Annotated in this window: 5 protein-coding genes; 4 read left to right on the top strand and 1 reads right to left on the bottom strand. The window is 74.6% G+C overall.

Features of this window, described 5'->3' with window-relative positions:
• Window positions 1-83 precede the first annotated feature (83 nt).
• From P2424_RS28430 to P2424_RS28420, 3 genes are read left to right on the top strand one after another with little or no spacing between them, the layout of a single operon-like run.
• Entirely contained in the window at window positions 84-950 is an 867-nt protein-coding gene (locus P2424_RS28430) for a 3-hydroxyacyl-CoA dehydrogenase family protein (protein WP_276478524.1), read from the top strand.
• Window positions 947-1,237 carry an acyl carrier protein gene (locus P2424_RS28425; RefSeq protein ID WP_276478523.1) on the top strand — a complete coding sequence of 97 codons (291 nt, stop codon included), beginning with the start codon at window positions 947-949 and terminating at the stop codon, window positions 1,235-1,237. Before P2424_RS28430 ends, P2424_RS28425 begins: the two co-directional genes overlap by 4 nt.
• A complete protein-coding gene (locus P2424_RS28420) occupies window positions 1,230-2,339 on the top strand; it encodes an acyl-CoA dehydrogenase family protein (protein WP_276478522.1) in 1,110 nt (369 codons plus the stop codon). Before P2424_RS28425 ends, P2424_RS28420 begins: the two co-directional genes overlap by 8 nt.
• Before the next feature lie 134 nt (window positions 2,340-2,473).
• Here P2424_RS28420 and P2424_RS28415 read toward each other — a convergent pair whose 3' ends face one another.
• Entirely contained in the window at window positions 2,474-3,250 is a 777-nt protein-coding gene (locus P2424_RS28415) for an SDR family NAD(P)-dependent oxidoreductase (RefSeq protein ID WP_276478521.1), read from the bottom strand.
• Window positions 3,251-3,975: 725 nt separating this feature from the next.
• Here P2424_RS28415 and P2424_RS28410 point away from each other — a divergent pair.
• Complete coding sequence (locus P2424_RS28410; protein WP_276478520.1) at window positions 3,976-12,513, top strand: SDR family NAD(P)-dependent oxidoreductase; 8,538 nt, start codon at window positions 3,976-3,978, stop codon at window positions 12,511-12,513.
• The last annotated feature ends 45 nt before the right edge of the window (window positions 12,514-12,558 follow it).

Here is a 12,558-nt window from a genome sequence, read left to right as displayed (position 1 = left end):
GTATCCCGGTATCCGCCCGCATCCGAACGACGACCGCCCGGCGGGCACGACCGCTCGGCGCGCACGAAGGAGTGGCACCGACCATGACGGAAGAACCGACCGGCCACCGGGTGGCCCTCGTCGGCGGGGGAGTGATGGGCTCGGGCATCGCCGCCCTGGTGCTCGGGCACGGCATCCCCGTGGTACTCGTCGAGACCGACGAGTCGCGATGCGCGGACGCCCGCGGCAGGATCGCGCATCAGCTCAGGCACGCCCAGCTGATGGGTGTGCTGCCCGCCGGCCGGGCCCCGGGCGAGCTGGCCACCAGCACCTCGACGGCCGACGTGGCGGAGGCGACCGCTGTCATCGAGGCGGTCACCGAGTCGTCCGAGGCCAAGGCCCGGGTGCTCGCGGAGGCGTCGGCAGCGGTCCGGCCCGGCACTCCGCTGATCACCAACACCTCCGGCATCCCGATCAGCGAGCTGGCCGCCTCGACCGCGCGCCCGGCCGAACTCCTGGGCACCCACTTCATGAACCCGCCCTACCTGATCGACATGGTGGAGGTGAGCCGGGGCCCGCAGACCGGCGACGCGACGGTCGAGGCGCTGGTCGCGCTCCTCGGCGACCTGGGGCGGCGCGCGGTGCCGGTGCGGGACGCGCCGGGCTTCGTGACCAGCAGACTGCTCCACCCGATGATCAACACCGCGGCGCGGATCGTCGGCGAGGGCACCGCCTCGGCCGAGGCGGTCGACCAGCTGATGGAGGGCTGCCTCGGGCACCCGACGGGCCCGCTGCGCACCGCGGACATGATCGGGCTGGACAACCTCGTCGACTCGCTCGACGCCCTGTACGAGCGCACCGGTGCCGACGAGTGCAGGCCCTGCGACCTGCTGCGGCGCAAGGTGCGGGACGGCGACCTCGGCCGCAAGTCCGGCCGTGGCTTCTACGGATACGGAAAGGACGAGCTGTGACGACGGAACAGCACACCGACGGCATCGACGCACAGGCTGTCGAGCGGGACCTGCTGAGCTTTCTGGAGGCCAGGACGAAGACCTCCGTCACGCCGACGCAGGAGCTCTTCGCCTCCGGCCTGGTCTCCTCGATGTTCGCGATGGAACTCGTGGTCCAACTGGAGAAGGAGTACGGGATCTCCATCGTCGGCACCGATCTGCGGCTGGACAACTTCCGCACGGTGCGGAGCATGACCGAGCTCGTGCTCCGGCTCGGCGGCGGGTCCGGGGCGGCGGACGGTGCCTGAACCGCTCGCCGCCGCGACCGCGGTCGTCGACGAACTCGTCGGCGACCGGGCCGGGGCCTGGGACCTCGCCGGGGAGATCCCGGTCGCCCTGCTGCGCGACCTGGGCGCCCGCGGCCTGCTGTGCGCACAGGTCGGCACCGCGTCCGGCGGCCCCGGCTTCACCAGCCATGACAACGGGGAGCTCACCGCGCACACCGGCAGCAGGTGCAGTTCGCTGCGCAGTGTGATGACGTCGCAGGGCATGGCGGCCTGGACCATTCAGCGGCTGGCCGCACCGGAGCAGGCCGCCGCGCTGCTGCCGCAGTTGGTCGAGGGCCGGCTGGCGGCGGTGGGGTTCAGCGAGGCGGACGCCGGCTCCGACCTGTCCGCGATGAGCACCTCGCTCATCGCCGACGGCGACGGGTTCGTGCTGACCGGTCGGAAGGTGTGGGTCACCGGCGCGTCCTACGCGGACCTGCTGGTCGTCTTCGCCACCTGCGAGGGCGGCGCGGCCGCCGTGGTGGTGCCCGCCTCGGCGCCCGGCGTGCGGGTGGAGCGCGTCGCCGACCCGATGGGCTGCCGCGCCGCCGGGCACGCGCACGTGAGCTTCGACGGGGTGCGGCTCCCGGCCTCCAGCGTCCTCGGCGGTCCGGGACTGCCGCTGCCGCTGCTGGTCACCGCCGCGCTCACCTACGGGAGGATCTCGGTCGCCTGGGGGTGCGTGGGCATCCTGCGCGCCTGCCGGCGGGCGGCGGCCCGGCACGCGGCCTCCCGCGCCCAGTTCGGCAAGGAGCTGAGCGGACACCAGCTCGTCCAGCGCCACCTGGCCGAACTGTTCGTCGCCGAGCAGGTCGCGACGCAGGCGTGCGGGCACGCGAGCGACTGCTGGGAGGCCGGCTCGCCCGGCCTCGTGCTCGCCACCGTCCTCGCCAAGCACGTCGGCGCCGGGCACGCGGCCCAGGGTGCCTCCAGGGCGGTGCAGGTACTGGCGTCCGCCGGGACGCAGGACGGACACGCCGTGGCACGCGCGTACCGGGACGCGAAGCTGATGGAGATCATCGAGGGCAGCAGCGAGATCTGCCAGCTCATCCTGGCCGAGCACGCGGTGGCGACCGCCGAGTGAGACACCGGGCGGCCGGTCCGCGGCCGGGGAACCGGCCGCGGAGCCGGCGGACCGGCCCACCGGGAGTGCGCGTCCGGCCGCGGGCCCGTCGGCGGCCGGCCGGAGGCGCGTTCGGCCCCCGGCCGGCCGCCGGGCTACCTGGGCGGCATCCGCAGGGCGCCGTCCAGCCGGATCGTCTCGCCGTTGAGCATCGGGTTCTCCACGACGTGGCAGACCATCGAGGCGTACTCCGCCGGGTCCCCCAGCCGGGCGGGGTGCGGCACCTGCTGACCGAGCGCCTCGAGCGCGGGCTCGGGCAGGGGGTCGAACATCGGGGTGCGGAAGAGTCCGGGCGCGATCGTGACCATCCGGATGCGCCACTCCGCGAGATCGCGGGCGATCGGCAGGGTCATGCCCACCACGCCGCCTTTGGACGCCGCGTATGCGGCCTGCCCGATCTGGCCCTCGAACGCGGCAGCGGACGCGGTGTTGATGAGGACGCCGCGCTCCTCCGGGTCGGCGGCACCGGCGCCGTCGGTGTTCCGGCACATCTGCGCCGCGGCCAGCCGGGCGACGTTGAAACTGCCGACCAGGTTGACCTGGACGACTTTGCTGAAAGCGGCAAGCGGGAAGGGGCCGTTCCTGCCGACGGTCCGGCCCGCGCTGCCGATTCCGGCACAGTTCACCGCGATGCGCAGCGGGCCGAGAAGTGCGGCGCGTTCGACGGCCGCGAGTACGTCGTCTTCTTTGGTCACGTCTCCGGGCGAGAACACCACTCGCTCACCCAGTTCCTTCGCGAGCTGTCCGCCGGGTTCGGCGGTACGGCCCATGACGACCACGGAGGCGCCTTTGCCGTGCAGCATGCGTACCGCAGCGAGCCCGAGGCCGGATGTTCCGCCGGCGACCAGCGCAACACTCCCTTCGATTCTCACGCATTCCCCCTGTTGTGTGATGTGCCGGGACGGCGGCGGCGAAAGGAACGGCCACTCACCCGTACGGAATCCGGCGGCCGCGGCGGCTCGCCTCGGCCGGTTCAGCATAGTTCCCGACCGCCGTGCCGCGCTCCGGAACCAGGTGGTCGGACGCTGTCGGCGCGGAGTGCCGAAAGCGCATCGCGCGCAGAATCAACGTCCGGGCGTGCCCTGCTTTCTGATCACCCGTCGGCGCGCGCCTCGCGTCGCGGAGGTATCCGGGGACGGGTCCCCGGATCCTGCTCCTGGGAGGGTTGCCACCCCTTGCCCGGCTTCGCTAACGTTGCCGACGGTCGTGGTCGGATGAGAATGCGCGGCAGACGGATCGAATACGGGCTTCCGCACCGGCGACCACGCGTCAGCAACGCAACGGGGGAACCACGGGGAGATGTCACCTATTTTTCACAGGTAGCAGCTGTCGGCTCCGATCTCCTCGGTGCGCCGATTGCTCGATCCTGTTCGCCGAAGTCCGGAGGACCCCGCGGGTGGCCCTCCGTCCGACAGGGTCTTTGAACTGTGCGCATGACGCGCCATTCGATTCGCCTTTTCTCTTCAGTCACGCAGCACGACAGGACTGAGCCGCTGATTTCCTTCCCGCCAGGAAGGGCTTCCGGATCGGCCGCCGCGGAACGCCCGCCGGTCCATCGCCCTGCGGGGGCGGATATCGACTCATGGGACGGATACCGATGCCCGAATCGCTGACCTTCGACGAGACCTTCACCGTCACCGCCGACAACCCGCTGCTGCGCGGCCATGTCGTGCACGGGCGGCATCTGCTTCCGGGCGTCGGCTACGTGGACCTGGTGCTGCAAGTCCTCTCCCGGCACGGCTGGCAGCCCTCCTCTGTGGAGCTGCGCAACCTCACCATCCTCGCCCCGCTGGTGGCCGCCCCCGGGGAACGCCTGGCCACCACCGTGCGGGGACGGCCCGTTGCCACCGGCGGGTGCCGGATCGAGATCCTCGGCTCCCGGCAGGACGGCGGCCCCCGGCGCGGACCCGACCTGGTGCACGCGACGGTCACCGCGCACCGGCACTCCCTGCCCGCCTTCGAGGGGCGGCTGACGGCCCCGGTCACCGGCGCGCACCGGCACACCCGGATGTCCGACCTGTACGCGTGGCTGCGGGAGCGGAACCTCCACCACTCGGGACTGATGAAGGTCGGCGGTCAGGTGCACCACCGGCCCGATGACTGGATAGCGGAGGTCGAGCTCGATCCGGCGCACCGGCACACCGCCGCGGAATTCCCCTTCCACCCGGCCCTGTTCGAGGCCGGGGTACTGGGCGCCGGGGTGGGCCTGCACATGCTGCACGAGGGCGGGGCGGTCGAGGACCTCTATCTGCCGCTGGTCTTCGAGTCCTTCCGTGCCACGGCGCCGCTGGGCAGCCGCTGCTTCGTGCGGGTGCCTGCGGAGTCGGCGCACCGGGACGAGGAACTGATGCGGCTCGCCGTCGAGTTCTACGACGAGACGGGCCGGCAGGTCGCCGAGCTGCGGCACATCGTCGCCAAGCGGGTGCGCGCCGCGGCCACTCTCGACGTGCCGGGAGAGCCGCGTCAGGAGGCCGCCCGCGCGGTGGCCGACCCGGCCCGGGAGCCGTCCGGCGCAGCGGCCGTGACCGCAGGGGCGGTCGCGGGCCGGGACGCGGTGAGCGCGCCGCAGGGCGGGGGCGCCCCCGGCGGGCCGGCTGCCGCGGAACTGGTGGCGGAACTGGTCGGCGCCCGGCTGTCGCTGCCACCGGGGCGGGTCGACACCGCCGCCGGGTTCTACGACCTCGGGCTGGCCTCCGCCGACCTGGTCTCCATGGTGCCGGAGCTGGAGGAGCGGCTGGCGCTCTCGCTCTCGCCCACCGTGATGTTCGAGCACCGGTCCCCGGCGGATCTGGCGGCCTGGCTGGACGAGCAGACCGCGGGGCGACGCGGCGCGCCGGCACCGGCCGCGTCCGGCTCGGCGCCGGAGCCGTCCGCTCCCGCACGCGGCGCGGAGTGGGCGACGCCCGGTGGCGGAGACCTCTCCGCGCACACCGCGATGATCGAGGAACTCGCCGCCGTGCTGGAGGTGGAGCCCCACGAGATCGCGGGGGACCAGGAGCTGGGGGAGTACGGGCTCGACCTGACGGCCCGCGCCGTGCTCGCGGAGCGGCTCGGTGCGCGCCTGGGGGCGGTACCGGCCGCGGAGTCGCTCGCCGACCATCTCACGGTGGACGCCGTCGCCGACCGGTTGACCGCCCGGGTCCGTCCGGCCGCCGACGCGTCCGACGAGGCTTCCGCGCATCCGCTGCTGCAGCACCTCGTCCACCGGGACGGCGCGGTGGAGTACCGCACGCGCTTCTCCGGAGCGGAACCCTTCCTGCGCGATCACCGGGTGCACGGGGACCGCATCCTGCCCGCGGTCGCGCAGTTGGAGATGGCGCGCGCCGCGGTCGAGGGCGCGGCGCAGGCCGGAGCCGGCACCGTGCGGCTCGACGATGTCGTATGGCTCCGCCCGGCGCTGTGCGGGCCGGAGGGACTGGAGCTGCGGGTCGCCGTGCGGGAGTCCCCCGGCGGCTGGAACTACACCCTGCACGCCGTCGTCGGCGACGGGAAGCCGGACCTGTGCGGACGCGGCCGCGCGAGCCTGCGGGAGGGCGCTGCCGCGACCCCGCCGCCGGCTCGGCTGCGGGAGCGGTGCTCCCGGCGGACCGTACCCGCCGCCGACGTCTACGGCCTCTACGACGGCGTCGGCATGGACTACGGGCCCGCGCAGCGTTCGGTCACGGAACTGGGCGTGGGCACCGGCGCGTCCGGGCGTCCCGAGGTACTGGCGCGGCTCCGGCTGCCGGCCGAGGCGCGTGAGGTGGTCGGTTGCCTGCTCCACCCGAGCATCGCCGACGGCGCGCTGCAGGCCGTGGCAGGACTGTCGGCGTTCCAGGACGGCCGGCAGGGCGAACGCGGCCGTGCCGCCCTCCCGTTCGCGGTCGAACGGGTCGAGGTGTACGCCGCGGCTCCGGCGTACGCCTATGCCTGGCTGCGGTACCGGCCCGGCAGCACCGAGGACGTCGACATCACCGTGCTCGACGAGGACGGCGGGGTGTGCGCCGAGCTGACCGGGCTGAGCACCCGCCCCCTGGCCGCTCCCGCGGGCACCGGGCAGCAGCCGTACGCGCCCGCCCGGGCCGCCGCGCCCGCCGGCGTCCCGGCCGTCCCGGAAACGACCGGGCAGTCGACCGGAAGCGGCGACCGCACCGGCACCGACATCGCGATCGTGGGGCTGAGCGGCCGCTATCCGGAGGCTGCCGACCTGGACGAGTTCTGGCAGAACCTGCGGTCGGGCCGCGACTGCATCACAGAAGTCCCCCCGGAGCGCTGGGACCACCGCAGGTACGCCGACGGCACCGGATCGTCCACCGGCGCGTGGGGCGGATTCCTCGACGACATCGACCGGTTCGACCCGCTCTTCTTCCAGATCTCGCTGCACGAGGCCGAACTGCTGGATCCGCAGGAGCGGCTGTTCCTGCAGTGCGCCCACCACGCGCTGGAGGACAGCGGCTACACCGGCGAGCTGCTGGCCCGTGCCGCGGCCGATCCGCACGGCGCCGCCGCAGCCGTCGCGCCCCCGGGCAGAGTCGGGGTCTTCGTCGGCGCGATGTACGCGGAGTACCAGCTCTACGGTGCCCAGGCGCAGGACCGGGGCAGGTACACGGCCCTGTCCGGCAGCGCCTCCAGCATCGCCAACCGGGTCTCCTACCTTTACGACTTCCGCGGCCCGAGCATGACCGTGGACACCATGTGCTCCTCCTCGCTGACCGCCATCCATCTGGCCTGCGAGGCCATCCGCAGCGGCCAGTGCGAGACGGCGCTGGCGGGCGGGGTGAACCTGCACTCGCACCCGAACAAGTTCGTCATGCTCAGCCGCCGCCGGTTCCTCTCCAGCGACGGACGCTGCCGCAGCTTCGGCGAGGGCGGGGACGGCTACGTTCCCGGCGAGGGCGTCGGCGTCGTCGTACTCAAGCCGCTGGAGCGGGCAGTGGCCGACGGCGACCACATCCACGCGGTGGTCAAGGGGACGGCGCTCAACCACGGCGGCCGCACCTCGGGTTACTCGGTCCCCTCGCCTGCGGCGCAGGGCGAGGTCGTCGCCGAAGCCTTCGCCGCGGCGGGCGTCGACCCGGCGACGGTCGGCTATCTGGAGGCGCACGGTACGGGTACGTCCCTGGGCGACCCGCTGGAGATCACCGGCCTCAGCAGAGCGTTCGCCGCCTCGGACAGCGCGCCGGGCACCTGCCCGATCGGCTCGGTGAAGTCGAACATCGGGCACTGCGAGGGCGCGGCCGGTGTCGCCGGAGTCACCAAGGTGCTGTTGCAGATGCGGCACGGCGAGCTGGTGCCCAGCCTGCACTCCGGCACCCTCAACCCGCACATCGACTTCGACAGCACCCCACTGCGGGTCCAGCAGCACACCGAGCCCTGGCGCCGGCCCACCGTGCGGGACGAGACGGGCGCGACCCGGGAGATCCCGCGCGTGGCAGGGGTGTCCGGCTTCGGCGCCGGAGGGTCGAACGTCCACGTCGTGCTGGCCGAGTACCTGCCGCAAACCGCTCCGCCCCCCGCGCAGCCGGTCGCACCGGACCGTCCCGCGCTGCTGGTGCTCTCCGCGAAGAGCCCCGAGCAGCTCGCCGAGCAGGCCCGTCGGCTGCGTACCCGGTTGGCCGGATCGCCGCGGTACGCGCTGGCCGATGTCGCGTGGACGCTCCAGGTCGGGCGCATGGCGCTGGAGGAGCGGCTGGCCTTCGCCGCCGCCACGACGGAGGAGGCCGCGGCGGTACTGGAGGCGTTCCTGTCCGGCGCGGAGGACCCGGTGTCCGGAGCCGCCTGGGTGCGCGGAAGTGTCGGCCCCGGCCGGCAGGCGGCCGCGGAGGCGGGCGGAGCCGCACTGCGCGACGCGGCAGCGGCCTGGACCGAGCGGGGCGAGCAGGCGGAACTGCTGCGGCTGTGGGCGCGCGGAGCGACGGTGCACTGGGAGGAGCTGGCTCCCGCCGGCCCGCGCCCGCGACGCGTCGCGCTGCCCGGATACCCGTTCGCACGGGAGCGCTGCTGGTTCGACCTCGATCCCCTCGATGGCACCGGGGCGCGACAGGAGCCGCTCCCGGGCCGCCCGGCCGCGCCGGCACGACCCCCTGTACCGGCAGCCACCGACCCGGCGGAGCGGGACGGCGTGCTGCTGCTGCGGCCGGAATGGCGGGTGCGGGAGGCGGTGGCCGGACGGGACGGCGCCACCGATGCCGCGGGCGAGGCGTACCGCGCACGGCAGGTCGTGGTCCTCGGCCGGTGGGCCGAGGACGAGCGGGACGCCCTCCGGACCGCGCTGCCCGCGGGCGCCGAATGCCGCTCCGTGCAGCTCGGCGACGGCCCGGCGGACGCCTGGTACGGCGAGGCCGCACAGCGGGTGTTCGCCCTCGTGCGGGAGATCCTGGCGCGGGGGGTGCGGCAGCCGGTGCTGCTCCAGGTGGTCCTGGCGGGAGTCGTACCGCCCGGCGACGCCTCCGGAGAGGAACTCCTGGCGTGTGCGGGCGGTCTGGCGGGGCTGCTGAGGTCGGCCACCGCCGAGCAGCCGCTGTTGCGCACCCAGTACGTCGAATGCCTGGACGGCGCCGGGCCCGCCGCGGTGGCCGCCCGGCTGGCCGCCGAGGCCGTCCCCGAACCCGAGCCGGAGGTGCGGTACCGGGCGGGCCGCAGGCTGGTGCGGCGACTCGCCGAGGAGGCGGAGGGCGCCCCGTCCGGCCCCGCGCCGTGGCGGACCGGCGGCGTGTATCTGATCACTGGCGGCGCGGGCGGTCTGGGCCGCCTCGTGGCGGAGGACATCGCCGCCACCGTCGAGGACGCCACGGTGGTGCTCCTGGGCAGGTCCCCGCTGGATCCGCGACGGCAGCGCGAACTGGAGGAGCTGCGTGCCTTCGGTCTGACGGTCGACCACCGGACCGCCGATGTGGCCGACCGCCGGGCGCTGTCGGGCGTGCTGGCGCAGGTGACCGAGGACCACGGGCCGCTGACCGGCGTCGTGCACAGTGCCGGAGTGCTGGCGGACGGACTGCTGCTGCGCAAGAGCCCCGGAGATCTCGCACGCGTCCTCCGGCCGAAGGTGCCGGGGCTGGTCAACCTGGACGAGCTGACCCGGGACCAGCCGCTGGAGTTCTTCTGTTGCTTCTCCTCCACCGCGGGTGCTTTCGGAAACGCGGGGCAGGCGGACTACGCGGCGGGCAACGCGTTCATGGACCTCTACGCCGGCTACCGCAACCGCTTGGTCGAGGAGGGGCGGTGCACCGGCCGGACGGTGTCGATCGGCTGGCCGCTGTGGGAAGCGGGCGGCATGGGCGGTGACGCCGTACGGGAGCAGCTGCGCCGCGCCGGCCTCGTGCCGCTGGACACCGCCCGCGGGCTGGCGGTGCTGCGGCACGTCCTGACCGCGGACGGCGACCGGCCGGAGGGCAGGCTGCTCGTCCTGGCCGGGGACCGCGGGCGGTTGCTCGGCGAACTCCTCCGCTCCGCGGCGGAGGCACCGGGCGGGGCAGGGCCGGATGCGGACTCCGCGGCCCGGACGGGCGGCATCGTCGGGGCCGGCGCGTCGGCGGCTCCGGCTCCGGCTCCGGCGGCTCCGGACAGCGCCCCGGGCCGCCTTCTGGAGGACCGTGCGGTCGACCACCTGCGGCGGGTACTGGCCGAGGCGCTCAAGCTCGGCTCCGAGAGGCTGGCACCGGACGCGCCACTGGACCGCTACGGCATGGACTCCGTGATCGCGGTGGAAGTCATCTCCCAGTTGGAGGAGTCCTTCGGCCGCCTGTCCCGGACGCTGCTGCTGGAGGTCGAGTCGGTGCGGGAGCTGGCCCGGTACTTCGTCTCCGACCACCCCGCGGAACTGCGCGCGCTGCTCGGTATGCCGACCGAACCTCCGACCGAACCGGCACCGGAGACCGCCCTGCCGGCCGGGGCACCGACCCCGGAACCGGCGCCCGATCCGGACGCGCCGAGCGCACCGGACCCGGCCCCCGAGGCGCCGCGGCCGGACGCCGCTGCGGCGGTGCCCGCCCCGTCGGCCGCCGTCCCGACGGAGGCCGTCCCGCGAGCGGACGGGCGTGCCGGCACGGCCCGGCCCGCCGACGGCGGGGTGGCGGTCATCGGCGTCAGCGGACGCTATCCGCAGGCCGGTGACCTCGGCACCCTGTGGGCCAACCTCCGGACGGGCACGGACTGCGTCACCGAACTGCCCGCCGGGCGCCGGGGCCGCGCAGCGCCGTCCGACGCGGCGGCCGCCGGGCCGGACACGGCTGCGTCGGCCTGGGGCGGGTTCCTCGACGGCATCGACCGGTTCGATCCGCTGCTGTTCGGAGTCTCCCCGAGGGAGGCGGCCCAGATGGACCCGCAGCAGCGGCTGTTCCTGGAGACCGCGTGGCTGCTTCTGGAGCAGGCCGGCGTGACCCAGGAGGTACTCGGGCGCCGCTACCGGCGTCGGGTGGGGGTCTATGTGGGGGCGTCCTACCAGCTCTACCGGGCGGACGGCGCGGGCCCGGTGCCGGCGGCGCTCGCCTCGTCCTCCTCGTACAACCTGATCGCCAACCGGGTCTCGCAGTTCTTCGGCCTGGAGGGGCCGAGCCTGGCGGTGGACAGCAGGTGCACCTCCTCCGCGCAGGCCGTCCACCTCGCCTGTGCCGATCTGCTGTCCGGGGAGGCCGAGCTGGCCGTGGCCGGGGGCGTCAACCTCACGGTGCACACGGACAAGTACCTCGCGCTGTCCGAGCTGGGGCTGCTGGGCAGCGGCCAGGGCAGCCGCAGCTTCCGCGACGGGGACGGCTACCTGCCCGCCGAGGCGGTCGGAGCCGTCCTGCTCAAGCCGCTGGACGCCGCCTTGCACGACGGCGACCGGGTGTACGCCGTGATCAGAGGCACCGCCTCCGGGCACGGGGGCCGGTCGGCGGAGTTCACGGTGCCGGGCAGCCGTGCTCAGGCGAAGGTCGTACGGCGGGCGCTGGCGCAGGCCGGTGCGGCGGCGGACTCCATCGGCTGCGTGGAGGCGTCGGCGAACGGGGTCCCCGCGGCGGACGAGGCTGAACTGCGCGCGCTGCGCGAGGTGTTCGACGGAGTATCCGAGCCGGTTCCGGTCGGTTCGGTGGCCTCGGGGCTGGGCCATCCGGAAGCCGCCTCCGGGATCGCCCAGTTGACCAAGGTGATCCTGCAACTGCAGCACGGCGAGCTCGCGCCCCTCACCGCGTCCGGAGCCCCGAACCCGCGGCTCGACCTGGCGGGAGCGCCGCTCGAGCTGTGCGAGCGGACCGCACCCTGGACGCCCCGGGGCGGCGCTCCCGATGGGGTGGCCGGCGGGGAGGACTCCGCGGGGGCGGTGGTTCCGCGCCGTGCGCTGGTCAACTCGGTCGCCCCGGGTGGCAGCCACGTGAGTCTCGTCGTCGAGGAGCCGCCGCCGGGCACCGAGCCGGGCGAGTACGGGTCCGCCTCCGGCAGTCAGCTCGTGGTGCTGTCCGCGCGGACTCGTCCGCGGCTGCGCACGGCGGTGGAGCGGCTGCTGGCGTATGTGGCGGACGACGACTGCCCGGTGAGCCTGGCCGATGTGGCCTACACCTGCCAGTTGGGCCGTGAGGCCCAGCCCGAGCGGCTCGCCGTGGTCGCCGGTTCGATGGCGGAGCTGCGGACGGCGCTGTCCGGATATCTCGCCGACGACGAGACGCCCGCGGCGGATGCCGGCGGCGCCGCCGTCCGCACGGGCAACGCCGAGGAGGACCCCGGTCCGCTGGGGGCGCTGTTCGCCGGAAGCCAGGGTGAGCACTTCCTCGCCGGCCTGGTCGAGGACCGGAACCTGGCGCACCTGGCCGAGCTGTGGGTGCGGGGCGGCGAGGTGCCCTGGCGGCGGCTGCACGACGGCCCCCGCCCGTTCGCGCCGCTGCCCCCGACGGCCTTCGAGAGCGGCAGTTACTGGATCGGCCGGACGCCCGCGCCGTCCGGCCAGGCCCCGCGGCAGGACGCGCCGCACACCGCCGCGGTTCCGGCCCGGGCTGCCGAGCCGCGGCCCACGCCGGAACCGGCTTCCGGCCCGCGGGACGGTTCGCCGGACGAGCCGCTGGACGGGCCCCTGGATGTGGCCGAGCGGGGTCTGGCCGTCGTCGCCCTCGTCGAGGGGATGAGTGAGGAGGAACTGGACGCGGTGCATTCGGGGCCCGCGGCCGCGCCGGCCGGGCAGGGCTGACACCCGGAGTGCGGCGGCGCCCGGACCGGCGATCTCCCGTCGGCC

The sequence above is a fragment of the Streptomyces sp. WMMB303 genome, assembly GCF_029351045.1.
In the GTDB taxonomy this organism is placed as follows: Bacteria; Actinomycetota; Actinomycetes; order Streptomycetales; family Streptomycetaceae; genus Streptomyces.
This window is presented reverse-complemented; position numbering and strand designations above follow the sequence as displayed.

Bases quoted from the DNA above. Each gene is read 5' to 3' on its own strand.
- P2424_RS28430 (WP_276478524.1), top strand. From the start codon at position 84: ATGACGGAAGAACCGACCGGCCACCGGGTGGCCCTCGTCGGCGGGGGA.
- P2424_RS28410 (WP_276478520.1), top strand. From the start codon at position 3,976: ATGCCCGAATCGCTGACCTTCGACGAGACCTTCACCGTCACCGCCGAC.